The sequence below is a fragment of the Mesobacillus maritimus genome, from assembly GCF_023715205.1.
Classification (GTDB): Bacteria; Bacillota; Bacilli; order Bacillales; family Cytobacillaceae; genus Mesobacillus_B; species Mesobacillus_B maritimus_C.
The window spans coordinates 33,595-54,755 of record NZ_JAMBNR010000021.1 but is presented as its reverse complement, the minus strand read 5'-3'; the positions used below and the strand labels follow the sequence as shown (position 1 = coordinate 54,755).

At 40.8% G+C, this 21,161-nt stretch carries 37 protein-coding genes; all 37 read right to left on the bottom strand.

Features of this window, described 5'->3' with window-relative positions; all coding sequences use genetic code 11:
• Positions 1-236: 236 nt before the first annotated feature.
• The gene (locus M3182_RS22920) at positions 237-1,208 is read right to left on the bottom strand and encodes a hypothetical protein (protein ID WP_251560266.1); all 972 of its coding nucleotides are present in this window, start codon (positions 1,206-1,208) and stop codon (positions 237-239) included.
• Between the two features lie 282 nt (positions 1,209-1,490).
• Positions 1,491-1,883: a 30S ribosomal protein S9 gene (gene rpsI / locus M3182_RS22915; RefSeq protein WP_251435815.1), complete on the bottom strand. Its 393-nt coding sequence runs from the start codon at positions 1,881-1,883 to the stop codon at positions 1,491-1,493.
• Positions 1,884-1,903: 20 nt separating this feature from the next.
• Positions 1,904-2,341, bottom strand: a complete 438-nt coding sequence (rplM, locus tag M3182_RS22910; RefSeq protein WP_251435812.1) for a 50S ribosomal protein L13 — start codon at positions 2,339-2,341, stop codon at positions 1,904-1,906.
• A gap of 169 nt (positions 2,342-2,510) precedes the next feature.
• On the bottom strand, positions 2,511-3,257 hold the full coding sequence (truA, locus tag M3182_RS22905) for a tRNA pseudouridine(38-40) synthase TruA (RefSeq protein ID WP_251435809.1): 747 nt from the start codon (positions 3,255-3,257) through the stop codon (positions 2,511-2,513).
• A gap of 8 nt (positions 3,258-3,265) precedes the next feature.
• Positions 3,266-4,063, bottom strand: a complete 798-nt coding sequence (locus M3182_RS22900) for an energy-coupling factor transporter transmembrane component T family protein (protein WP_251435806.1) — start codon at positions 4,061-4,063, stop codon at positions 3,266-3,268.
• A complete protein-coding gene (locus M3182_RS22895; RefSeq protein WP_251435802.1) occupies positions 4,060-4,929 on the bottom strand; it encodes an energy-coupling factor ABC transporter ATP-binding protein in 870 nt (289 codons plus the stop codon). The genes M3182_RS22900 and M3182_RS22895 overlap by 4 nt, the downstream gene beginning before the upstream one ends.
• On the bottom strand, positions 4,905-5,744 hold the full coding sequence (locus M3182_RS22890; RefSeq protein ID WP_251435799.1) for an energy-coupling factor ABC transporter ATP-binding protein: 840 nt from the start codon (positions 5,742-5,744) through the stop codon (positions 4,905-4,907). The genes M3182_RS22895 and M3182_RS22890 overlap by 25 nt, the downstream gene beginning before the upstream one ends.
• Before the next feature lie 465 nt (positions 5,745-6,209).
• A complete protein-coding gene (gene rplQ / locus M3182_RS22885; RefSeq protein ID WP_251435796.1) occupies positions 6,210-6,572 on the bottom strand; it encodes a 50S ribosomal protein L17 in 363 nt (120 codons plus the stop codon).
• A gap of 77 nt (positions 6,573-6,649) precedes the next feature.
• Positions 6,650-7,594 (bottom strand): DNA-directed RNA polymerase subunit alpha, encoded by a 945-nt coding sequence (locus M3182_RS22880; protein WP_251435793.1) that lies wholly within the window; start codon positions 7,592-7,594, stop codon positions 6,650-6,652.
• Between the two features lie 167 nt (positions 7,595-7,761).
• Positions 7,762-8,151: a 30S ribosomal protein S11 gene (gene rpsK, locus M3182_RS22875; RefSeq protein ID WP_046524788.1), complete on the bottom strand. Its 390-nt coding sequence runs from the start codon at positions 8,149-8,151 to the stop codon at positions 7,762-7,764.
• 24 nt (positions 8,152-8,175) lie between these two features.
• Complete coding sequence (gene rpsM / locus M3182_RS22870) at positions 8,176-8,541, bottom strand: 30S ribosomal protein S13 (protein WP_251435790.1); 366 nt, start codon at positions 8,539-8,541, stop codon at positions 8,176-8,178.
• A gap of 22 nt (positions 8,542-8,563) precedes the next feature.
• Entirely contained in the window at positions 8,564-8,677 is a 114-nt protein-coding gene (rpmJ, locus tag M3182_RS22865) for a 50S ribosomal protein L36 (protein WP_003156543.1), read from the bottom strand.
• Between the two features lie 35 nt (positions 8,678-8,712).
• Positions 8,713-8,931 (bottom strand): translation initiation factor IF-1, encoded by a 219-nt coding sequence (gene infA / locus M3182_RS22860; RefSeq protein ID WP_251435786.1) that lies wholly within the window; start codon positions 8,929-8,931, stop codon positions 8,713-8,715.
• A gap of 149 nt (positions 8,932-9,080) precedes the next feature.
• Positions 9,081-9,827 carry a type I methionyl aminopeptidase gene (map, locus tag M3182_RS22855; RefSeq protein ID WP_251560264.1) on the bottom strand — a complete coding sequence of 249 codons (747 nt, stop codon included), beginning with the start codon at positions 9,825-9,827 and terminating at the stop codon, positions 9,081-9,083.
• Positions 9,827-10,477: an adenylate kinase gene (locus M3182_RS22850; RefSeq protein WP_251435780.1), complete on the bottom strand. Its 651-nt coding sequence runs from the start codon at positions 10,475-10,477 to the stop codon at positions 9,827-9,829. The genes map and M3182_RS22850 overlap by 1 nt, the downstream gene beginning before the upstream one ends.
• 56 nt (positions 10,478-10,533) lie before the next feature.
• Positions 10,534-11,829, bottom strand: coding sequence for a preprotein translocase subunit SecY (gene secY, locus M3182_RS22845; protein WP_251435777.1), 1,296 nt, complete (start codon positions 11,827-11,829; stop codon positions 10,534-10,536).
• Positions 11,829-12,269, bottom strand: a complete 441-nt coding sequence (rplO, locus tag M3182_RS22840) for a 50S ribosomal protein L15 (RefSeq protein WP_251435774.1) — start codon at positions 12,267-12,269, stop codon at positions 11,829-11,831. The genes secY and rplO overlap by 1 nt, the downstream gene beginning before the upstream one ends.
• Before the next feature lie 29 nt (positions 12,270-12,298).
• Positions 12,299-12,481 (bottom strand): 50S ribosomal protein L30, encoded by a 183-nt coding sequence (rpmD, locus tag M3182_RS22835; protein WP_251435771.1) that lies wholly within the window; start codon positions 12,479-12,481, stop codon positions 12,299-12,301.
• Positions 12,482-12,494: 13 nt separating this feature from the next.
• Positions 12,495-12,995 (bottom strand): 30S ribosomal protein S5, encoded by a 501-nt coding sequence (gene rpsE, locus M3182_RS22830; RefSeq protein ID WP_251435768.1) that lies wholly within the window; start codon positions 12,993-12,995, stop codon positions 12,495-12,497.
• Between the two features lie 24 nt (positions 12,996-13,019).
• A complete protein-coding gene (gene rplR / locus M3182_RS22825; RefSeq protein WP_251435765.1) occupies positions 13,020-13,382 on the bottom strand; it encodes a 50S ribosomal protein L18 in 363 nt (120 codons plus the stop codon).
• Positions 13,383-13,415: 33 nt separating this feature from the next.
• Positions 13,416-13,952: a 50S ribosomal protein L6 gene (rplF, locus tag M3182_RS22820; protein WP_251435762.1), complete on the bottom strand. Its 537-nt coding sequence runs from the start codon at positions 13,950-13,952 to the stop codon at positions 13,416-13,418.
• A 31-nt stretch (positions 13,953-13,983) separates the two neighbouring features.
• Positions 13,984-14,382, bottom strand: a complete 399-nt coding sequence (gene rpsH / locus M3182_RS22815; protein ID WP_251435759.1) for a 30S ribosomal protein S8 — start codon at positions 14,380-14,382, stop codon at positions 13,984-13,986.
• Positions 14,383-14,412: 30 nt separating this feature from the next.
• On the bottom strand, positions 14,413-14,598 hold the full coding sequence (rpsN, locus tag M3182_RS22810; RefSeq protein ID WP_251435756.1) for a 30S ribosomal protein S14: 186 nt from the start codon (positions 14,596-14,598) through the stop codon (positions 14,413-14,415).
• A 25-nt stretch (positions 14,599-14,623) separates the two neighbouring features.
• Positions 14,624-15,163, bottom strand: coding sequence for a 50S ribosomal protein L5 (gene rplE / locus M3182_RS22805; RefSeq protein WP_251435753.1), 540 nt, complete (start codon positions 15,161-15,163; stop codon positions 14,624-14,626).
• Positions 15,164-15,190: 27 nt separating this feature from the next.
• Complete coding sequence (gene rplX, locus M3182_RS22800) at positions 15,191-15,502, bottom strand: 50S ribosomal protein L24 (protein WP_251435750.1); 312 nt, start codon at positions 15,500-15,502, stop codon at positions 15,191-15,193.
• Between the two features lie 34 nt (positions 15,503-15,536).
• Positions 15,537-15,905, bottom strand: a complete 369-nt coding sequence (gene rplN / locus M3182_RS22795; RefSeq protein ID WP_251435746.1) for a 50S ribosomal protein L14 — start codon at positions 15,903-15,905, stop codon at positions 15,537-15,539.
• Between the two features lie 41 nt (positions 15,906-15,946).
• Positions 15,947-16,210, bottom strand: a complete 264-nt coding sequence (gene rpsQ / locus M3182_RS22790; protein WP_251435743.1) for a 30S ribosomal protein S17 — start codon at positions 16,208-16,210, stop codon at positions 15,947-15,949.
• Positions 16,211-16,234: 24 nt separating this feature from the next.
• Positions 16,235-16,435, bottom strand: coding sequence for a 50S ribosomal protein L29 (rpmC, locus tag M3182_RS22785; protein WP_090749663.1), 201 nt, complete (start codon positions 16,433-16,435; stop codon positions 16,235-16,237).
• Entirely contained in the window at positions 16,425-16,859 is a 435-nt protein-coding gene (rplP, locus tag M3182_RS22780) for a 50S ribosomal protein L16 (RefSeq protein WP_203557171.1), read from the bottom strand. The genes rpmC and rplP overlap by 11 nt, the downstream gene beginning before the upstream one ends.
• A gap of 1 nt (position 16,860) precedes the next feature.
• Positions 16,861-17,517 (bottom strand): 30S ribosomal protein S3, encoded by a 657-nt coding sequence (gene rpsC / locus M3182_RS22775; protein ID WP_251435739.1) that lies wholly within the window; start codon positions 17,515-17,517, stop codon positions 16,861-16,863.
• A gap of 3 nt (positions 17,518-17,520) precedes the next feature.
• Positions 17,521-17,862: a 50S ribosomal protein L22 gene (gene rplV, locus M3182_RS22770; RefSeq protein ID WP_251435736.1), complete on the bottom strand. Its 342-nt coding sequence runs from the start codon at positions 17,860-17,862 to the stop codon at positions 17,521-17,523.
• A 19-nt stretch (positions 17,863-17,881) separates the two neighbouring features.
• Complete coding sequence (gene rpsS, locus M3182_RS22765; RefSeq protein WP_251435733.1) at positions 17,882-18,160, bottom strand: 30S ribosomal protein S19; 279 nt, start codon at positions 18,158-18,160, stop codon at positions 17,882-17,884.
• Positions 18,161-18,217: 57 nt separating this feature from the next.
• Entirely contained in the window at positions 18,218-19,048 is an 831-nt protein-coding gene (gene rplB, locus M3182_RS22760; RefSeq protein WP_251435730.1) for a 50S ribosomal protein L2, read from the bottom strand.
• Positions 19,049-19,077: 29 nt separating this feature from the next.
• Positions 19,078-19,362 carry a 50S ribosomal protein L23 gene (rplW, locus tag M3182_RS22755; RefSeq protein WP_251435727.1) on the bottom strand — a complete coding sequence of 95 codons (285 nt, stop codon included), beginning with the start codon at positions 19,360-19,362 and terminating at the stop codon, positions 19,078-19,080.
• On the bottom strand, positions 19,362-19,985 hold the full coding sequence (gene rplD / locus M3182_RS22750) for a 50S ribosomal protein L4 (protein ID WP_251435724.1): 624 nt from the start codon (positions 19,983-19,985) through the stop codon (positions 19,362-19,364). Before rplD ends, rplW begins: the two co-directional genes overlap by 1 nt.
• A gap of 25 nt (positions 19,986-20,010) precedes the next feature.
• The gene (gene rplC / locus M3182_RS22745) at positions 20,011-20,640 is read right to left on the bottom strand and encodes a 50S ribosomal protein L3 (protein WP_251560262.1); all 630 of its coding nucleotides are present in this window, start codon (positions 20,638-20,640) and stop codon (positions 20,011-20,013) included.
• Between the two features lie 35 nt (positions 20,641-20,675).
• A complete protein-coding gene (rpsJ, locus tag M3182_RS22740; RefSeq protein WP_046524765.1) occupies positions 20,676-20,984 on the bottom strand; it encodes a 30S ribosomal protein S10 in 309 nt (102 codons plus the stop codon).
• Positions 20,985-21,161 lie beyond the last annotated feature (177 nt).

Sequence of the window (21,161 nt, the reverse complement as noted above, 5' to 3'; positions counted from 1 at the left end):
TCCAGTTTCTCGTCTTTTCGGCTACTTGAGACTACCCTTGCGTTCTCAAGACGAACGTTATTTTCTAAACAGTCTATTGGCCCTCTTCAACTACAAATAAATAGACTCTCAACATTAAGCTAAGAGCCCTAATCATCATTTTATAGACAGCCGCCAAGCCAATTGGTCACCCGTTCTCACTAATTCCACTTATTCTGGTATGCATTTAAATAATCATCAAATAGAAGTTACTACTTCTAATAATGTCCCGTTTTATTCTTTTTCCAAAGAAAATAAGGAATTGTGCTTAGTAACAAGAGTAAAATGATACTAATTAGCGTCATATACACTGTCTCTGTCATCAATATATTTATAAAGTCCATAAAATCCATGTCCCGAATAAACACTTGATACGGATTATCGGTATTATAAACGATTGGAATTTCTTCCTCATACTTATTGTACGTATGCAATGTAACTCCTTTCACAATAAATACACTTTCCGCGTTCTCTGGTTTATACATCAAAGAAAGATAGTATTCATTTTGATTGCCGCCGTACCTAGTCCAATTTAAATCCTCACCGCGATCCAAAATAATTGCATTTGCTTTAGCATGATTGTCACCAAAAAACTTCTCATAGCCATTTTCGAGCGTACTCTTTGTATATGTGGATAGAAAAAGGTAGATTAAGCCTAGCAATCCCCCAAAAAGAATTAGGTAAAAAATAATATTGCCAATCAAAGAGAAGCGTAAAAGTTTACTTATTTGGCTAAAGGCGGAACGAACCCTGCTTATTTTTAAAAGCCAAAAAAGGATATAACCAACCGGGTATAAGCTCGCAATCGCCATTAAAATGTATAGCCAACGTTCTTCTTCATTTAAATGACTTTCAGTATAAAACTTTCCATCGACACGATAACCAGAAATATCCTCCCCAACTGCCACTTGACCAAAAACCTCACGAGCGACTCCGACCATCGATGAATTACGATCATTAGGAATACTGCTCTCTGGCATTACTCCTATCTGAACGGAGTACCGTGGTCCCTCTAATAGATCGAGGACAACAAATTTCCGCGATACCTTCTCTTCGGCGGGATTGCTCTTGGCTTCATCAATAAAAGTTTGATGTTCTTGCCAGTTATCATAAATGGTATAAAGCATAAAGATAAACGCTGCAAAAGCAAAAAACTTTGGCCAACTAATGTTCCATTTTCTCCCCTTCATCTTTAACTCCTTACTTTAATAAATTTTTCTTAGTGTCAAATCAATAGTCTTAGCTAAAAACCTTTTACCTTCCCCCTTCAGGCATTTGTGATTAACTATATGTATAAATCCTACTATAAAATGAATCCAGTTTCTCATCAGTAACAAATCAATAGCAAATCCTAATTAGCGTTAGACTTCTAAGCAAGAATAACAACCAAAGTTATACTTTGATAAACAGGCTCAACACAAAAAAATAAAAAAGCCCCCAAGCATAGCTTGAGAGCTTTTGATAAGCGATAATTAACGCTTTGAGAACTGAGGAGCACGACGAGCGCCTTTAAGACCGTATTTTTTACGTTCTTTCATACGAGCGTCACGAGTTAATAAACCTGCAGTCTTAAGAGTTGGACGGTATTCTGGGTCAGCTTGAAGTAACGCACGAGCGATACCGTGGCGGATTGCGCCAGCTTGACCAGTGTAGCCGCCGCCTTTTACGTTGACAAGAATGTCATAAGCACCAACTGTTTCAGTTGCTACTAAAGGTTGCTTAACAACCTCACGTAAAGCTGCGAATGGGATATAATCTTCAATTTCACGATTGTTAACGATGATTTTACCGTCGCCAGGTACTAAACGAACTCGTGCAACGGAGCTCTTACGACGACCAGTACCGATATATTGAACTTGTGCCAAGTAAATAACCTCCTTAATAATTATCCGCGAAGTTCGTAAACTTCAGGTTTTTGTGCTTGATGCTGATGCTCGCTACCTGCATATACATGAAGCTTCTTGAACATTTGACGACCAAGAGAGTTCTTTGGAAGCATACCTTTGATAGCTAGCTCAAGCATTTTTTCAGGGTAGTTTGTACGCATTTCAAGAGCCGTTCTTTGCTTCAAACCACCTGGGTGCATTGTGTGACGGTAGTAGATTTTATCATTTAACTTGTTACCAGTTAATTGAATCTTTGAAGCATTTAAGATGATCACATGATCACCAGTATCCACATGTGGAGTATATGTTGGTTTATGTTTACCGCGTAAGATGGATGCAACTTCGCTTGCTAGACGACCAAGAGTTTGGCCTTCTGCATCAACTACGTACCATTTACGCTCGATATTCTTGGCATTAGCCATAAATGTTGAACGCATGAGTGTCCCTCCTAATTTTCAATCAATCATTTTTTTCGATCACAAAGTCTTTGATATATTTACACAGATAAGTTCCGGGGCTTATCAGTGGGTTTAAAAATATCACACTTAAACATAATATAACTTTAGGTCCTCAATGTCAACACCAGGATTAGTTGTCATAGAATTTTTATTTATCATGATAAAAGACTTCCCATAAGTATAAACCATGCCCTGGTGCTGTTTTTCCAGCATAACGCCGATCTTTCTTTTCCAGTATTTCTTTTACATTATTTGGTTCCCGTTCGCCTCGTCCCACCTCAAGCAATGTGCCCACAAGGATTCGGACCATATTATAAAGGAATCCATTGCCAATAAAGCGTATCACCAACAGGCCCTTTTCTTCAGTAAAATCAATTGCTTCGATGGTTCTTACCTTGTCCACCACTTCTGTTTTGGCTGAGCAAAAACTTGTAAAATCATGTGTCCCTGTTAAACATATGGCAGCCTCTCTCATCAAGGCAACGTCCACTGGAAATGAGTATTGATAAGCATAGTTGCGCATAAACGGATCCCGCTGTTTCGATAATTGAATGAAATAACGGTATTCCTTTCTAGCTGCATTATATCGGGCATGAAAGTCAGTATTTACTTGCTCAGCTTTTACGATGACGACATCATCAGGTAACAGTGAATTTAAAGCAATGGGCCATTTCGTTTCTGGAAGAGTCAGGTGGCTATCAAAATGGATAACCTGACCTTTAGCATGCACACCCGCATCCGTACGGCCAGAAGCTGTAACCTTGATTTCCTGTCCTTTATGAAGCTTCGCTAACGCTGCTTCAATTTCTGCTTGTACTGTACGTTTATTGGGTTGAACTTGGTAGCCAGCATACGCAGTACCATCGTAAGAAACTATACATTTTAATCTTTGCATCAACACCACTACCCTCTAAAAACAATCAATAGAACCGTTACTGCTAAAAGAAGAAGAATCATTAACGTATCTACCGTTGACCACGATAGCTGACGATATTTCGTCCTGCCTTCTCCACCTTTATACCCGCGTGCTTCCATTGCAACAGCCAATTCTTCTGCTCGTTTAAATGAGCTAATAAACAAGGGGATTAATAACGGGACTACAGCCTTTAGGCGCTCTTTTATCGGGCCACTTGTATATTCGACTCCTCTAGCTGTTTGAGCTTTCATAATTTTATCAGTCTCTTGCATTAGAGTTGGAATAAACCTGAGGGCGATCGACATCATTAATGCCAATTCATGGACAGGAAACTTCAATTTCTTTAATGGTCCCAACAATCGTTCCAACCCATCGGTTATTTCAATCGGAGTAGTAGTCAAGGTTAATAAGGAAGTAATGAGAATAAGTAGGAAAAATCTCATTGAGATAAAAATACCTTGGCGTAGTCCTTCTTCATAGATTTTGAACCAACCTAAATCAAAAATCACTGCACCTTCTCTGGTTAGGAATAAATGAAGAAAAAAGGTGAAGATGACCAGCCAAAGTACAGGCTTTAATCCACCAATTAAAAAGCGTGGTGGTATTTTTGAAAATCCAGCCATTAATAAGGTATAAATTAATAGAATTCCATAAGTCCAAAAATTGTTTGCTAAGAAGATAACCCCAACAAATAAAAAGACAAGTATTAATTTAGAACGTGGGTCCATCCGATGGAGAAGAGAATCCGCTGGAACGTAGCGACCAATAATCATTTTTTCCATCATTGCGCACCCCTCCTTTTCAGAAAGGCAGCGAGCATGTTGATTAATTCATCTTCCTTTAAACAAATACGATCAAACTTTGTTTGAAACGTTTTTTCTATTCTAAGTTGAAAACGTACGACATCCGGAACATCTAAACCGTGTGCTAAAAGTCTCTCCGGGTCTGAGAATATTTCATTTGGAGTCCCTTTTTGCAGGACCGTTCCCTTATGCATGATGACAATTTCATCCGCATATCGTGCGGCATCTTCCATGCTGTGAGTAACGAGTACGGTCGCTAGATCTCGTTCCTGATGAAGCTTATAAAACAAGTCCATGATTTCTTTCCGACCTCTTGGGTCAAGGCCAGCTGTAGGCTCGTCTAGAACAATACATTCTGGTTCCATCGCTAAAACCCCAGCTATTGCTACACGCCTCATTTGTCCACCAGAAAGGTCAAAAGGAGATTTTTCTAGTATCTCTTCGGACAATCCAACCTGTTTAATGGCCTCGTTAGCCCGCTTTTTAGCTTCAGTCTCGGAAACACCAAAATTTAATGGCCCAAAACAAATGTCTTTTTCCACTGTTTCTTCAAAAAGCTGATGTTCAGGAAATTGAAATACAATTCCAACCTTTTCACGAATCCCTTTTAGATTCTTTTCCTTCCGTCCAGCTTTGATTTCACGGTTTCCAATGAAGACTGTTCCCTTTGTCGGTTTTAGAAGCGCATTTAAATGTTGAAGAACTGTCGACTTTCCTGAACCAGTATGCCCAATAATAGCCGTATAGGAACCTGAAGAAATATCGATATTCACATCTTGAATCGCCAACCGTTCAAAAGGTGTATCAGCAGAATAGCGGTATTCTACATTTTTGAGTGAGATGTCCATAATCCTGCCACCAACTCTTCTTCTGTAAGATACTGCTGACCAAGGCTTATTCCCTTCTCCCGCAGCTTGTTACTCATTTTAATTGGAAATGGAATATCCAAACCGAGTTTAATTAGTTCCTCATCCATTAGAAAAATTTCATTAGGAGTTCCTTCTCGGTATACCTCCCCTTTGTTCATCACAATGATTCGATCAGCTCTTGAGGCTTCCTCTAAATCATGGGTAATCGATATAACCGTAATTTTATCCTGTTTTTGAAGTTTCATAATCGTTTCAATCACCTCTGCCCTACCTCTTGGGTCAAGCATCGAGGTCGCCTCATCAAGAATAATAATAGAAGGTTTTAGTGCTAAAACACCAGCAATTGCAACTCGCTGCTTCTGTCCTCCAGAAAGATGGTGCGGCTCTTGATCTAGAAAGCTATCCATATTCACCTTTTTCAATGCGTCGACCACACGTTCACTCATGACATCAACTGGAATTCCGTTGTTTTCAAGACCAAAAGCCACATCATCCTGTACCGTGGTCCCAACAAACTGGTTATCTGGGTTTTGAAAAACCATACCAATTTGACGGCGGATATCCCAGATCGTCTCTTCAGCAAGTGTAATCCCAGCAACAGTAATGGAGCCCTCTTTGGGGAATTGCAAACCATTTAACAATCTTGCTAATGTTGATTTCCCTGATCCATTATGCCCAACAATCGCTAGCCATTCTCCCTCATAAACCTCCATATTGATCTGGTTAAGTGCTAAGGATTCTTGAGAATCATACTGAAAGCTTACATCTTTTATCACAACAAGAGGTGATTCCATTGCTTTCCTCCCCTTCACTCACGATTCCTTGTCCATCTGTTGGTCCCTATTATGGCACATTATAACTCAGCTTGTGCTTACTAAGAATCGTTTCTAAACTAAATTACTATTTTTAAATACAAAAAAAGCCTGCACCTCGTCCCAACGGTAACGTTTACCGTAAATACATAAGCATCCAGGTATGGATGGGGAGGAGGTGCATGAGCTAGACGAGTCATACAAGAATGGCAAAGTGTGAGCTAGTCCAAACGAGATGCATTTCTTCGTTCAGAATGGCATAAAGCAACCATTAAATCACAATAACTGAGTGTTATCAGCTTGCCAATTCCGTTTAGTAGTATGCACATCATAACGCTCGTATTGGCTTGTTCGTAAAAATATATTTGGATATCATTTTGTAAAAAAGGACGATGAAACAAGTTTGTTCAAACTGTCCATCGCCCTTGTTGTGAGTGTTTAATGATATTAAACTAGCTCAATGATAACCATTGGCGCACCGTCACCGCGACGTGGTCCAAGTTTCATGATGCGAGTATATCCACCTTGGCGCTCAGCATAACGTGGAGCGATGTCTGCAAACAATTTTTGGAGAGCATCTTGGTTCGTTTCTGCATTTGCTACCTCGTTACGTACCCAAGCAGCTGCTTGACGACGTGCATGAAGGTCACCGCGTTTTCCCAAAGTAATCATTTTTTCAACAACTGAACGAAGTTCTTTCGCACGAGTTTCAGTTGTTTCGATTCTCTCATTGATGATTAGGTCTGTAGTTAAATCGCGCAGCATAGCTTTACGCTGGGCACTTGTACGTCCTAACTTTCTGTATCCCATGAGTTTTCCCTCCTTTTTTGAAGTTCACTAGAAGTCTGATAGAGGCAACAGTAAAATGCCTAGTTAATCGCAATTAACTAGTCATCTTTACGCAAGCCTAAGCCTAGCTCATCTAGTTTTGCTTTAACCTCTTCTAACGATTTTCTTCCTAGGTTACGAACCTTCATCATATCTTCTTCAGTTTTATGAGCAAGCTCTTGAACAGTGTTGATTCCGGCACGCTTTAGGCAGTTATAGGAACGAACAGAAAGGTCAAGTTCTTCAATTGTCATTTCTAGAACTTTTTCTTTTTGATCTTCTTCTTTTTCTACCATAATTTCAGCATTTTGCGCTTCGTCGGTTAGACCAACAAAAAGGTTTAAATGCTCATTTAAAATTTTGGCCCCAAGAGCTACTGCTTCTTTAGGTCCATTGCTTCCATCTGTCCAAACGTCAAATGTCAGCTTATCAAAGTTCGTCATCTGTCCCACGCGAGTGTTCTCCACTTGGTAAGATACACGTGAAACCGGAGTATAGATGGAATCGATTGGGATAACCCCGATCGGTTGATCTTCTCTTTTATTTTGATCAGCAGGTGTATACCCACGACCTCTTTTAGCAGTAAGGCGCATTCTAAGTGAACCTTTGCTTGAAAGAGTTGCAATATGAAGATCCGGATTCAAAATCTCGACATCACTATCGTGTGTAATGTCAGCAGCTTTTACAGCTCCCTCGCCCTGCATATCGATCTCAAGTGTCTTCTCATCATCTGAGTAAATTTTTAATGCCAATTTCTTTACATTTAAGATGATAGAAGTGACATCTTCTACAACACCCTCAACAGTAGAGAACTCATGAAGTACTCCATCAATTTGAATGGATGTTACAGCGGCACCTGGGAGTGAGGATAATAGAATACGACGTAAGGAGTTACCCAAAGTTGTACCATATCCACGCTCAAGCGGTTCTACGACAAACTTGCCGTATTTGGCATCATCGCTGATCTCAACCGTTTCGATTTTTGGTTTTTCTATTTCGATCATCAAATATACCCTCCTTCAAAACGTCGAAACCCCGGTAGGTGTTCTTTCCTGACCGAAAGTCCCCATGTATACGTTCCCGTATGTGCACAACAACTGAACCATTATCTGCACGAATATTTTGTATCATATCCCATTATTGACATAGATACAAATTCTATACAGAAAAATTAAACACGACGACGTTTTGGTGGGCGGCAACCGTTATGTGGAACTGGAGTAACATCTTTGATTGCAGTAACTTCTAGTCCAGCAGCTTGAAGCGCACGAATAGCAGCTTCACGACCAGCACCAGGTCCTTTTACTGTTACTTCAAGAGTCTTCATTCCATGTTCCATTGAAGTCTTAGCTGCAGTTTCTGCTGCCATTTGTGCTGCGAATGGAGTGGATTTACGAGAACCCTTGAAACCTAGAGCACCTGCACTTGACCAAGAAATTGCATTACCATGAACGTCTGTAATAGTGACAATTGTATTATTGAAAGTTGAACGAATATGCGCAACTCCTGCCTCAATATTCTTTTTGACGCGGCGTTTGCGTGTATTAGTTTTACGAGCCATTGATCTATTGACCTCCTTTACCAATTATTTTTTCTTGTTAGCTACAGTCTTACGAGGACCTTTACGTGTACGAGCATTGTTCTTAGTATTTTGACCACGAACAGGAAGCCCACGACGATGACGTAAACCGCGATAAGAACCGATTTCCATCAAACGCTTGATGTTTAGGGAAACTTCACGACGAAGGTCACCCTCTACCTTTAATTTATCAACGATTTCACGAATTTTTGTTAATTCGTCTTCTGTTAAATCGCGAACGCGAGTGTCTTCAGAAACACCGGCTTCTGCAAGGATTTTTTCAGCAGTTGCTCTGCCAATTCCAAAAATGTATGTTAAAGAAATTACTACACGCTTTTCACGTGGAATATCTACACCAGCAATACGTGCCATTTATGCGCACCTCCTTCTACGTTTATCCTTGTTTTTGTTTATGCTTAGGGTTTTCACAGATCACCATAACTTTGCCTTTTCTACGGATAACTTTGCACTTTTCGCAGATTGGCTTAACCGATGGTCTCACTTTCATTACTCTAACCTCCTTAATAGTACGGAGCAACCAGTTTATTTAAAGCGGTAGGTAATTCTTCCGCGAGTCAAATCATATGGAGATAGCTCAACTGTCACTTTATCACCCGGTAGGATACGAATAAAGTGCATTCTGATTTTCCCAGAAACATGAGCTAAAATTGTATGACCGTTCTCTAACTCTACCTTAAACATGGCATTCGGCAAAGTTTCAAGAACCGTGCCTTCCACTTCAATTACATCGTCTTTTGCCATTGAACATTGTCTCCCTTCTTCACGTCATATGTGGTTTAAATCAAACAGGGCATTTTCAACCTTATGATTATACCATAAAAAAGTTGAATCCGTCTGCTAATATGATGCTAGCATTTCTAATTTCTGATTTCGAACCAATCATCTAAATTTTATGCTTTAGTCAATATCTCAAAACCAGTTTCAGTAATCGCAACTGTATGCTCAAAGTGGGCACAAAGGCTACCATCCAATGTCACGACAGTCCAATTATCGGCTAGTGTTTTCACATATCGGCTTCCAGCGTTCACCATTGGTTCAACACATAGAACCATACCGGGCTCCAAGATCGGTCCCCTATTAGGTTTACCGAAATGAGGAATTGGTGGTTCCTCATGTAATTCTTGCCCGATTCCATGTCCGACATACTCACGCACAATCGAAAAGCCGTTTGTTTCCACATACGTTTGAATGGCATGGGAGATGTTCGTTAGTCGTTCACCTGGCTTAGCTTCGTTTAGGCCACGGGTAAGCGACTCTTCTGTAATGTTTAAGAGACGCTGCGCTTCTTCACTGATTTCCCCAACAGGATATGTCCAGGCTGAATCACCATGATACCCGTTGTATTTCGCACCGATATCGATGCTGATTATATCGCCCTCTTTTAGAACTCGTCCTCCAAGAATCCCGTGAACCAGCTCATGATTGACCGAAGTACAGATGCTGCCCGAAAACCCATTATATCCCTTAAAAGAAGCTGTGGCCCCATGCTTTCGGATAAACTCCTCAGCAATTTCATCCAGTTCTTTTGTAGTGATACCCGGAGTCAAATGTTTTTTCAACTCCTGATGAGTAAGTGCAACAATGCGCCCGGCTTCTCGCATCAGATCAATCTCACGAGAAGTTTTGCAAATGATCATTAAGCGAGGCTCCCTAGCAATTGATCAACTTCAGCAAAAACCGTTGTAATTTCTTGCTGTCCATTGATATTGCGTAAGTAACCTTTGCTTTCATAGAAATCTAATAATGGTTTTGTTTGTTGGATATTAACTTCCAAACGGTTTTGAACAGTGTCTGCATTATCATCTGCGCGTTGATATAATTCACCGCCACATTTGTCGCAAACACCTTCTTTTGCCGGTGGGTTAAATACAAGATGATAGGTAGAGCCACAATCTTTACAGATTCGGCGACCTGTCAAACGTTCCATTAAAATGCTTTGATCCACATCAATATTAATGACGTAATCAATTTGTTTATTTAGGTCTGCAAGCATTGTTTCAAGAGCTTCTGCTTGAGCAACCGTACGTGGGAAACCGTCTAAAAGGAATCCTTTTTCACAATCTGGTTTGCTTAAACGCTCACGAACGATTCCAATCGTAACTTCATCAGGAACAAGTGCACCTTGGTCCATAAATGATTTAGCTTGCAAGCCTAGTTCCGTTCCTTCTTTGATAGCCGCACGGAACATATCTCCTGTTGAGATATGAGGGATGTTGTATTTTGAAACAATTTTTTCGGCCTGAGTGCCTTTACCTGCACCTGGGAGCCCCATTAGAACTAAATTCACAAGAATTCCCCCTCAGTCTCTTTGAAGGATTAGGAGACGTCTGTCCCCTAAACCATCTATTTAATAAAACCTTTATAGTGTCGTTTCACTAGCTGGCTTTCTAGTTTTTTCATTGTGTCTAATGCAACACCAACTACAATTAGTAGCCCTGTTCCACCGATCTGAACACTTTGTGGGAGTCCAGCAATTTTGATGAAGAAAACTGGTAATACAGAAATGACAGCAAGAAAGATTGCGCCGACAAATGTTAACCTTGTTAGAACACTCGTCAAATATTCCTGTGTTGCTTTACCTGGGCGTATTCCAGGAACATAACCACCTTGATTTTTCAGGTTTTCAGCTACCTTCTCAGGATTCACTTGGATGAAAGCATAGAAATACGTAAACGCAACAATTAATGCAACATAAATGATCATTCCAAGAGGTCTTGTATAATCAAATGTATTTTGAATCCAAATCGTAACGTCATTTGTTCCGAAGAATTGAGCAATCGTCGGTGGCACAATGACAAACGAGATAGCAAAAATAACTGGGATAACACCTGCAGCATTCACCTTCAATGGTAAATGTGAAGATTGAGCACCAATAGAGTTATTACCAGCTGAAGCTCTTTTTGCGTATTGGATTGGAATCTTTCTTAACGCTTCTTGGATAAAAATAACCCCAACGATAATTGCAATGATCGCTAATAGGATTAAAACAATCGTTAGAATGCGTAAGAAAAGAGCTTCCCCAGCACCTTCAAACTGTTGAGTATAAATCTGGTTTACGATAGTAGGTAGTCCAGCAACGATACCAGCAAAAATGATAATTGAGATACCATTTCCAGCACCTTTTTCTGTGATTTGCTCACCAAGCCACATTAAAAAGGCTGTTCCAGCGGTTAACACTGTAGCAATTAGTAAATAGCTACCGATTCCACTATCTTTAATTAAAGATCCACCAGCTAGATTATTAAACCCATAAGACATTCCAAATGCTTGAATGAAACCAAGAATGATGGTGAAATATCTAGTAAATTGAGCTAGTTTTCTTCGACCAGCATCACCTTGTTTAGACCACTCAGTAAACTTTGGAACAACGTCCATCTGTAACAACTGAATAATAATCGAAGCTGTGATGTAAGGCATAATTCCCATTGCAAAAATGGAGAAGTTTTGTAGTGCACCGCCGCCAAAAACGTTCAGTACACCAAACGCACTCATTGTATCTTGTGCTTTTAATATATCAGAATTCACTCCTGGAACCGGTATAAAGGCTCCAAGGCGAAATACAATCAACATTAAAAGGGTGAAGAGAATTTTGCTTCTGATTTCACCCACGCGCATAAAATTGGAGATTGTCTGAAACATTAGATCACCTCAGTTTGACCACCCGCAGCTTGAATTGCTTCTTGTGCTGCAGAGGAGAACTTGTGAGCTTTAACAGTTAACTTTTTCTCCAAAGTTCCACTAGCAAGAATCTTAATTCCTGCAAGTTCCTTCTTGACAAGTCCTGTTTCGATCATAAGTTCTGGAGTCACTTCGGTTCCATCTTCAAAACGGTTTAAAGCATCAAGATTTACAATTGCATATTCTTTACGGTTTACATTTGTAAATCCACGTTTAGGCAAACGTCTAGCTAAAGGTGTTTGACCACCCTCGAATCCTGGGCGTACTCCGCCACCTGAACGAGCATTTTGACCTTTGTGTCCTTTACCAGCTGTTTTACCGTTACCAGTACCGATACCACGGCCTTTACGCTTACGCTCATGACGTGAACCTTCTGCAGGCTTTAATTCGTGAAGTTTCATGTTGGCACCTCCTTATAAAGAAGTATTAATTATTTTTCGTTCACCTTTACAAGATGAGACACTTTATTGATCATACCACGGATAGCGGCATTGTCTTCGTGTTCAACTGTTTGGTGGACTTTCTTTAGACCAAGAGCCTTAACTGTTTCACGCTGATCTTGTGGACGACCAATCAAGCTGCGTGTGAGGGTAACTTCCAATTTAGTTGCCATGTGATTTCCCTCCCTATCCTAACAGTTCTTCTACTGATTTACCGCGTAACTTCGCTACGTCTTCAGCACGCTTTAATTGTTTTAATCCATCAACAGTAGCACGTACCATGTTGATTGGAGTGTTTGTTCCTAAAGACTTAGAAAGGATGTTTTGAACACCCGCTAATTCTAATACTGCACGAACTGGTCCACCAGCGATAACTCCAGTACCTTCAGCCGCAGGCTTAAGTAGGATTTCACCAGCACCAAAGTGACCAATAACCTCGTGAGGAATAGATGTACCAACCATTGGTACGAATACTAAGTTTTTCTTAGCATCTTCAATTGCTTTACGGATTGCATCTGGTACCTCTTGTGCTTTACCAGTTCCAAATCCTACATAGCCATTTTTGTCTCCAACTACTACAAGAGCAGTAAAACGGAAACGACGACCACCTTTAACAACTTTCGCAACACGGTTAACCGTAACTACGCGTTCTTCTAGTTCAAGTTTGTTTGGATCAATGCGACGCATCTAAATATGTCCCTCCTTTTTACTTTAAAATTGTAATCCGTTCTCACGTGCAGCTTCTGCAAGGGCCTTAATACGGCCATGATACAAGTAGCCTCCACGGTCGAAAACGACTTCGCTAACACCTTTTTCTACAGCGCGCTTAGCAACTAGTTCTCCAACTTTAACAGCTGCATCAACATTGCTTGTAGATTCTAGGCTGACATCTTTATCTAAAGTAGAAGCACTCGCTAAAGTAACTCCATTCACATCGTCGATTAATTGAGCATAAATGTGCTTGTTAGAACGGAACACATTTAAACGAGGACGAGCTGCAGTACCGCTAACTTTTGAGCGAACACGAGCATGTCTTTTGCGACGCACAGCGTTTTTATCAGCTTTCGTAATCATTTACGTCACTCCTTTCGTTTAACCTATGAGGCCTTACTTACCAGTCTTACCTTCCTTACGGCGTACAAATTCGCCTTCGTAACGGATACCTTTACCTTTATAAGGCTCTGGTGGGCGTACTTGACGAATATTGGCAGCAAGTGCTCCAACACGTTCTTTATCAGTTCCTTTTACAATAACTTTATTGTTAGCTGGAACTTCGATTTCGATGCCCTCTTCAGCTTCGATCTCAACCGGATGAGAGTAACCTACGTTTAGAACAAGCTTTTTACCTTGTTTTGCAGCACGGTAACCCACACCGATTAGGTCTAGAGATTTTTCGAAACCTTTAGAAACACCTTCAACCATGTTTGAAAGAACCGCGCGAGTTGTACCGTGCAAAGCGCGGTGATTCTTGGCGTCAGAAGGACGAGAGATAGTGATTACATTCTCTTCGATTGAAATTTGAATATCTTTGTCAAAAGCACGAGAAAGTTCGCCTTTTGGACCTTTAACTGTTACGAAGTTGTTTTCGTTCGTAACTGTAACCCCAGCAGGGATCTCAATTGGTTTTTTACCTACGCGAGACATTTATTGCACCTCCATTCGTTCTGAAAATCTATTACCAAACGTAAGCTAATACTTCTCCGCCAACTTGCTTAGCGCGAGCTTCTTTATCAGTCAATACGCCATTTGATGTTGAAACAAGTGCGATTCCTAAGCCGTTAAGTACGCGAGGTACCTCATTTGATTTAGCATATACGCGTAAACCAGGCTTACTAATACGCTTTAGACCTGTAATAACACGCTCGTTATTAGAACCGTACTTTAAGAAGATACGGATAATACCTTGCTTGTTATCTTCGATATATTCTACGTCACGTACGAAACCTTCACGCTTAAGAATTTCGGCGATCTCTTTTTTCATGTTAGAAGCAGGTACTTCTAATTTTTCGTGACGAACCATATTCGCATTACGAATACGAGTAAGCAAATCTGCAATTGGATCTGTCATGACCATGGTTTTTACCTCCTTCCAGAGCTTTCAGTTTTACCAGCTAGCTTTTTTCACACCAGGAATTTGTCCTTTGTATGCTAATTCACGGAAACAAATACGGCAAAGCTTGAATTTACGGTATACAGAGTGCGGACGTCCGCAGCGCTCACAGCGGCTGTACTCTTGTACTTTAAATTTAGGCGTGCGTCTTTGTTTCGCAATCATTGATTTTTTAGCCACGATTTCGCCTCCCTCTATTTAGAGATTACTTTTTAAATGGCATTCCGAATTGAGTTAATAGTTCACGAGCTTCTTCATCAGTGTTTGCAGTCGTAACAATAACGATATCCATGCCACGTAATTTTGATACTTTATCGTAATCAATCTCAGGGAAGATTAATTGTTCTTTAACACCCATTGTGTAGTTTCCGCGTCCATCGAAAGATTTCTTTGAAACACCGCGGAAGTCACGTACACGTGGTAGAGAAACTGAAACTAACTTATCGAAGAATTCGTACATGCGCTCACCGCGAAGAGTAACCTTTGCGCCGATCGGCATTCCTTCACGAAGACGGAAACCTGCGATAGACTTTTTAGCACGAGTGATTAAAGGCTTTTGACCAGAAATCAATGATAATTCTTCAACAGCAGTATCTAATGCTTTTGCGTTTGCAACTGCATCACCAACACCCATGTTGATTACGATTTTTTCTAACTTTGGTACTTCCATTACGGATTTATAATTAAACTTGCTCATTAGAGCAGGAGAAATTTCCTTGTTATACTTTTCTTTTAGGCGGTTCATTTATGAGTACCTCCCTTCATCTATATACTATTTATCTAGAACTTCACCTGATTTTTTTGCTACGCGTACCTTCTTACCGTTTTCTACTGTGTAACCAACACGAGTTGGTTGACCAGACTTCGGATCGATAGGCATAACATTTGATACATGAATAGGTGCCTCTTGGCTGATGATTCCGCCTTGCGGATTCTCTTGAGAAGGCTTAGCGTGTTTCTTCACGATATTGATCCCTTCTACTAGAACGCGGCTTTGCTTAGGGAAAGCTGCAAGGATGTTCCCTGTTTTGCCTTTGTCCTTACCAGAGATGACCATTACTTTGTCACCTTTTTTGACATGCATCTGTCGCACCTCCTTAGAGCCATTTGTTTTGGAATTATAGTACTTCTGGAGCTAATGAAACGATTTTCATGAAGTTGTTTTCACGAAGTTCACGTGCAACTGGTCCGAAGATACGAGTACCACGAGGGCTCTTATCGTCACGGATGATTACACATGCGTTCTCATCAAACTTGATATATGTTCCGTCAGAGCGACGTGCACCAGACTTTGTACGAACGATAACAGCCTTTACGACGTCACCTTTCTTAACAACTCCACCTGGTGTTGCTTGTTTGACAGTACATACGATAACATCTCCGATGTTTGCAGTCTTACGACCAGAACCACCGAGTACTTTGATTGTCAAAACTTCACGAGCACCTGAATTATCAGCAACTTTTAAACGACTTTCCTGTTGGATCATGTGAGTAACCTCCCTTCGGAATAAACCTAATACCGAACGATTTAGATAATAACAGCTTTCTCAACAACTTCTACTAATCGGAAGCGTTTTGTCGCAGAAAGTGGACGAGTTTCCATGATACGTACGATATCGCCTACTTTAGCAACGTTTTGCTCATCATGAGCCTTAAACTTTTTAGAGTATTTTACGCGCTTGCCATATAGAGGATGTGTTTTGTATGTTTCAATCATGACAGTAACAGTCTTATCCATCTTGTCAGAAACAACACGTCCAGTATAGACCTTACGCTGGTTGCGTTCACTCATTGTGAAGGGCCTCCTCTCTGGTTATCAATTATTAACGCCGATCTCTCTTTCACGAATCACAGTTTTCATACGGGCAATCGCCTTCCGTACTTCACGGATGCGAGCTGTGTTTTCAAGCTGCCCAGTCGCTAATTGAAAGCGCAGGTTAAAAAGCTCTTCTTTTAAAGATTTCACTTTTTGTTCGATTTCAGCAGTGGTAAGGTCACGAATTTCATTAGCTTTCATTGGATTCACCACCAATTTCTTCTCGTTTTACAAACTTGCACTTAACAGGTAGCTTATGTGCTGCAAGACGTAATGCTTCACGAGCAACCTCTTCAGATACTCCAGCGATTTCAAACATAACTTTCCCTGGTTTTACTACTGCTACCCATCCTTCAGGAGAACCTTTACCAGAACCCATTCGGACTTCTAGAGGCTTTGCAGTGTATGGCTTATGAGGGAAGATTTTAATCCAAACTTTACCGCCACGCTTCATATAACGAGTCATCGCGATACGAGCTGCTTCGATCTGACGGTTTGTAATCCAGGAGGCTTCAGTAGCTTGTAGGCCGAATTCACCGAATGCTACCTCAGTGCCGCCCTTTGCGCGTCCGCGCATTTTTCCACGGTGTTCGCGGCGATATTTAACGCGTTTTGGCAATAACATATTATTTGCCTCCTTCCTCAGTTTTCTTCTTCGTTGGAAGGACTTCGCCTTTATAGATCCACACTTTAACTCCGAGCTTACCGTATGTTGTATCAGCTTCTGCTGTTGCATAGTCGATATCAGCGCGAAGAGTATGAAGAGGCACTGTTCCTTCACTATAGTGTTCTGCACGAGCAATATCTGCTCCGCCTAGACGACCAGATACCTGTGTTTTAATACCTTTTGCACCAGCACGCATTGCACGTTGGATTGCTTGCTTTTGTGCACGACGGAATGAAACACGGTTTTCTAATTGACGAGCAATGTTTTCAGCAACAAGTTTAGCATCAACATCTGCTCTCTTGATTTCAAGAATGTTTATATGAACGCGTTTGCCAGTTAATGCATTTAGGGCTTTACGAAGCGCTTCGACTTCTGTACCACCCTTACCAATTACCATACCTGGCTTCGCAGTGTGTACTGTTACATTTAAGCGATTAGCTGCACGCTCAATTTCAATTTTAGAAAGAGAAGCATCGCGTAGGCGCTTAGTGATGTACTCACGAACTTTAATATCTTCGTGTAAAAGATCAGCGTAGTCTTTACCTGCGTACCATTTAGATTCCCAATCACGGATAACACCGATACGCAAACCGACTGGATTTACTTTTTGACCCACTAATTATCCCTCCTTCTTTTCTGATACAACAATAGTAATATGGCTAGTGCGTTTGTTAATAGCACTTGCACGACCTTGTGCACGTGGACGGAAACGTTTCAGTGTTGGTCCCTCGTTAGCGTATGCTTGAGAAACTACAAGATTATTTACATCCATTTCGTAATTGTGTTCTGCATTAGCAAGTGCAGATTTTAAAACTTTCTCAACGATTGGAGAAGCTGCTTTTGGTGTTAGTTTAAGAATAGCTACCGCTTCGCCAACTTGCTTTCCTCGAATTAAATCTAGTACTAAACGAGCTTTACGAGGAGCAATACGAACTGTTCTTGCAACAGCTTTTGCTTGCATCTGGATACCCTCCTCTCAATTAGCGTCTTGTTTTCTTATCGTCAGCGGCATGGCCTTTATAAGTACGAGATGGAGCAAATTCTCCAAGCTTATGGCCTACCATGTCTTCAGTCACATATACCGGCACGTGCTTACGCCCATCATAAACGGCGATTGTGTGTCCGATGAATTGCGGGAAGATCGTTGAGCGACGGGACCAAGTTTTAACAACCTGCTTACCCTCAGTCTCATTTAGCTTTTCGATCTTTTTAATTAAATGATCATCAACAAAAGGTCCTTTTTTTAAGCTACGACCCATGATTGAACCTCCCTTCGTGATTGTCCTACGGTTCTCCAGAACCGTAGCTCAATCCCGTTATTTTTTACGACTACGTACGATAAATTTATCGGATTTGTTCGTCTTCTTACGAGTTTTATATCCAAGAGTTGGTTTACCCCATGGAGACATTGGTGATTTACGTCCAATTGGAGCGCGTCCTTCACCACCACCGTGTGGGTGATCGTTAGGGTTCATTACAGAACCACGAACAGTTGGGCGCTTGCCTAACCAGCGTGAACGTCCTGCTTTACCAATGTTAATTAGTTCGTGTTGTTCATTACCAACTTGACCTACAGTTGCGCGGCACTCTGAAAGAATCATGCGTACTTCACCTGAGTTTAAACGGATAAGAACGTATTTACCTTCTTTACCAAGCACTTGTGCACTTGTACCTGCAGAACGAACTAATTGTCCGCCTTTACCAGGCTTCATTTCAATGTTGTGTACAACAGTACCAACAGGAATGTTAGTTAATGGTAGTGCGTTTCCTACTTTAATATCCGCAGTTGGTCCAGACATAACTTCCATTCCAACTTTAAGATTTTTAGGTGCTAGGATATAACGCTTTTCACCGTCAACATAGTTGATTAACGCAATGTTTGCTGAACGGTTTGGATCGTACTCAATTGTGGCAACGCGTCCTGGTATGCCATCTTTGTTACGTTTGAAATCGATGATACGGTATTGACGCTTATGACCGCCACCGTGATGACGAACAGTTAACTTACCTTGGTTATTACGGCCGCCTTTTTTGTGCAACGGAGCAAGTAAAGACTTTTCCGGTGAATCAGTCGTGATTTCTGCGAAATCAGACGCTGTCATGTTACGACGACCATTAGAGGTAGGTTTGTACTTTTTAATCGCCATTTCTTTTCCCTCCTCTTCTATTTAACAGATTAGACTTCGAATAATTCGATTTCTTTGCTGTCTTGAGTTAAAGTGATGATGGCTTTGCGGCGTTTGTTAGTATAACCACCGAATTTGCCCATACGCTTAAATTTACCTTTATAGTTCATGATGTTTACATTTTTCACTGCAACACCAAAGATTTCTTGTACAGCATCTTTAACTTGTGTTTTATTCGCTCTAACATCAACTTCGAAAGTATATTTCTTCTCAGCCATTAAGTCAGATGAACGTTCAGTGATAACGGGGCGCTTAATGATATCGCGTGCATCCATTATGCAAGCACCTCCTCTACTTTTTCAACTGCTGCTTTAGTCATGATTAATTTATCATGATTTAAAACATCAAGTACGTTAATACCTTCAGCTGTAACAACTGTAATACCAGGAATATTACGTGCAGAAAGGGCTACGTTTTCGTCAACACCAGCTGTAACAACTAATGCTTTTTTCTCAACAGAAAGTCCTTTTAGAACGTTTGTGAATTCCTTTGTTTTTGGAGCTTCAAAACTTAAGCTATCAAGTACTAGGATCTCTTCAGCAACAACTTTAGAAGAAAGTGCTGATTTGATTGCTAAGCGACGCACCTTTTTAGGTAGTTTGTAGCTGTAGCTACGTGGAACTGGTCCAAATACTGTTCCACCACCACGCCATTGTGGAGAACGGATAGATCCCTGACGGGCACGACCTGTTCCTTTTTGGCGCCAAGGCTTACGGCCACCGCCAGATACTTCAGAACGAATTTTTGTTTTATGAGTTCCTTGACGTAAGGAAGCTCTTTGCATAACAACCGCTTCAAACATAACGTGGTTGTTTGGTTCGATACCAAATACTGAATCGTTAAGCTCAACATCGCCAACCTTAGATCCAGCTTGGTTATATAATGCTACTTTAGGCATTCCTGTTTCCTCCTTTCTTTAGACGTTACTTCGATTTAACTGAACTCTTTATTTTTAATAAAGCTTTTTTAGCTCCAGGAACATTCCCTTTAATTAAAAGAAGGTTGCGTTCTTCGTCTACTCTAACAATTTCAAGGTTTTGAACTGTTACTTGTTCTCCGCCCATGCGTCCAGGTAGCAATTTTCCTTTGAAAACACGGTTTGGAGCAACTGGTCCCATTGAACCGGGGCGACGGTGATAACGAGAACCGTGTGACATAGGTCCACGAGATTGTCCATGACGCTTAATAGCACCTTGGAAACCTTTCCCTTTAGATACACCTGTTACATCTACTAAATCGCCTTCTGCGAAAATATTAACTTTGACTTCCTGACCAACTTCATACTCAGCTAAGTCTACTCCGTTAAATTCACGTACGAAGCGCTTAGGAGCAGTATTTGCTTTGGCAACATGTCCCTTTTCAGGTTTGTTTGAAAGTTTTTCACGCTTATCTTCAAAACCAAGCTGTACAGCTTCGTAATTATCAGTTTCAGCGTTTTTCACTTGTAGCACTACGTTTGGAGTAGCTTCAACAACTGTTACTGGGATAAGATCACCGTTTTCAGCAAAAACTTGAGTCATACCGATCTTTCTTCCTAAGATTCCTTTGGTCATTCGTCACACCTCCTGTATGTTTGTTATTTATCTAATTATAATTTGATTTCGATATCTACGCCTGATGGCAAGTCTAAACGCATCAATGAATCAACTGTTTGTGGAGTTGGGTTGATGATATCGATTAGACGTTTATGTGTACGCATTTCGAATTGCTCACGAGAATCTTTGTACTTATGCACCGCACGAAGAATTGTGTACACATTCTTTTCTGTTGGAAGTGGAATCGGACCTGATACAGCAGCACCAGAACGTTTCGCAGTCTCAACAATTTTTTCTGCAGATTGATCAAGAATTCTATGATCATATGCTTTTAAACGGATACGAATTTTTTGTTTTGCCATTATTTTCCCTCCTTTTCGCCTATTTTCTAATAGACATTCTCCGCGAAAATTTCCCACACACTCGCCATGGCAAAGCGGCCGGGTGTGTCGGCAACCTTCCGCATCATCGCAGTCGAAGACCAACATTGTCTATTATACAGAAGTATGATAATGAAAGCAAGGCTTTTTATCAATTCC

Excerpts from the sequence above, each read along its gene's own strand:
- M3182_RS22920 (WP_251560266.1), bottom strand. The coding sequence starts at position 1,208 with ATGAAGGGGAGAAAATGGAACATTAGTTGGCCAAAGTTTTTTGCTTTT.
- rplM (WP_251435812.1), bottom strand. The coding sequence starts at position 2,341 with ATGCGTTCAACATTTATGGCTAATGCCAAGAATATCGAGCGTAAATGG.
- truA (WP_251435809.1), bottom strand. The coding sequence starts at position 3,257 with ATGCAAAGATTAAAATGTATAGTTTCTTACGATGGTACTGCGTATGCT.
- M3182_RS22900 (WP_251435806.1), bottom strand. The coding sequence starts at position 4,063 with ATGATGGAAAAAATGATTATTGGTCGCTACGTTCCAGCGGATTCTCTT.
- M3182_RS22895 (WP_251435802.1), bottom strand. The coding sequence starts at position 4,929 with ATGGACATCTCACTCAAAAATGTAGAATACCGCTATTCTGCTGATACA.
- M3182_RS22890 (WP_251435799.1), bottom strand. The coding sequence starts at position 5,744 with ATGGAATCACCTCTTGTTGTGATAAAAGATGTAAGCTTTCAGTATGAT.
- rplQ (WP_251435796.1), bottom strand. The coding sequence starts at position 6,572 with ATGGGATACAGAAAGTTAGGACGTACAAGTGCCCAGCGTAAAGCTATG.
- M3182_RS22880 (WP_251435793.1), bottom strand. The coding sequence starts at position 7,594 with ATGATCGAAATAGAAAAACCAAAAATCGAAACGGTTGAGATCAGCGAT.
- rpsK (WP_046524788.1), bottom strand. The coding sequence starts at position 8,151 with ATGGCTCGTAAAACTAATACACGCAAACGCCGCGTCAAAAAGAATATT.
- rpsM (WP_251435790.1), bottom strand. The coding sequence starts at position 8,541 with ATGGCACGTATTGCTGGTGTAGATATTCCACGTGAAAAGCGTGTAGTA.
- rpmJ (WP_003156543.1), bottom strand. The coding sequence starts at position 8,677 with ATGAAAGTGAGACCATCGGTTAAGCCAATCTGCGAAAAGTGCAAAGTT.
- infA (WP_251435786.1), bottom strand. The coding sequence starts at position 8,931 with ATGGCAAAAGACGATGTAATTGAAGTGGAAGGCACGGTTCTTGAAACT.
- map (WP_251560264.1), bottom strand. The coding sequence starts at position 9,827 with ATGATCATTTGCAAAACTTCTCGTGAGATTGATCTGATGCGAGAAGCC.
- secY (WP_251435777.1), bottom strand. The coding sequence starts at position 11,829 with ATGTTTCAGACAATCTCCAATTTTATGCGCGTGGGTGAAATCAGAAGC.
- rplO (WP_251435774.1), bottom strand. The coding sequence starts at position 12,269 with ATGAAACTTCACGAATTAAAGCCTGCAGAAGGTTCACGTCATGAGCGT.
- rpmD (WP_251435771.1), bottom strand. The coding sequence starts at position 12,481 with ATGGCAACTAAATTGGAAGTTACCCTCACACGCAGCTTGATTGGTCGT.
- rpsE (WP_251435768.1), bottom strand. The coding sequence starts at position 12,995 with ATGCGTCGCATTGATCCAAACAAACTTGAACTAGAAGAACGCGTAGTT.
- rplR (WP_251435765.1), bottom strand. The coding sequence starts at position 13,382 with ATGATTACGAAAGCTGATAAAAACGCTGTGCGTCGCAAAAGACATGCT.
- rplF (WP_251435762.1), bottom strand. The coding sequence starts at position 13,952 with ATGTCTCGCGTAGGTAAAAAACCAATTGAGATCCCTGCTGGGGTTACA.
- rpsH (WP_251435759.1), bottom strand. The coding sequence starts at position 14,382 with ATGGTCATGACAGATCCAATTGCAGATTTGCTTACTCGTATTCGTAAT.
- rplE (WP_251435753.1), bottom strand. The coding sequence starts at position 15,163 with ATGAACCGCCTAAAAGAAAAGTATAACAAGGAAATTTCTCCTGCTCTA.
- rplX (WP_251435750.1), bottom strand. The coding sequence starts at position 15,502 with ATGCATGTCAAAAAAGGTGACAAAGTAATGGTCATCTCTGGTAAGGAC.
- rplN (WP_251435746.1), bottom strand. The coding sequence starts at position 15,905 with ATGATCCAACAGGAAAGTCGTTTAAAAGTTGCTGATAATTCAGGTGCT.
- rpsQ (WP_251435743.1), bottom strand. The coding sequence starts at position 16,210 with ATGAGTGAACGCAACCAGCGTAAGGTCTATACTGGACGTGTTGTTTCT.
- rpmC (WP_090749663.1), bottom strand. The coding sequence starts at position 16,435 with ATGAAAGCTAATGAAATTCGTGACCTTACCACTGCTGAAATCGAACAA.
- rplP (WP_203557171.1), bottom strand. The coding sequence starts at position 16,859 with ATGTTATTGCCAAAACGCGTTAAATATCGCCGCGAACACCGTGGAAAA.
- rplV (WP_251435736.1), bottom strand. The coding sequence starts at position 17,862 with ATGCAAGCAAAAGCTGTTGCAAGAACAGTTCGTATTGCTCCTCGTAAA.
- rpsS (WP_251435733.1), bottom strand. The coding sequence starts at position 18,160 with ATGGGTCGTAGCTTAAAAAAAGGACCTTTTGTTGATGATCATTTAATT.
- rplB (WP_251435730.1), bottom strand. The coding sequence starts at position 19,048 with ATGGCGATTAAAAAGTACAAACCTACCTCTAATGGTCGTCGTAACATG.
- rplW (WP_251435727.1), bottom strand. The coding sequence starts at position 19,362 with ATGGATGCACGCGATATCATTAAGCGCCCCGTTATCACTGAACGTTCA.
- rplD (WP_251435724.1), bottom strand. The coding sequence starts at position 19,985 with ATGCCTAAAGTAGCATTATATAACCAAGCTGGATCTAAGGTTGGCGAT.
- rplC (WP_251560262.1), bottom strand. The coding sequence starts at position 20,640 with ATGACCAAAGGAATCTTAGGAAGAAAGATCGGTATGACTCAAGTTTTT.
- rpsJ (WP_046524765.1), bottom strand. The coding sequence starts at position 20,984 with ATGGCAAAACAAAAAATTCGTATCCGTTTAAAAGCATATGATCATAGA.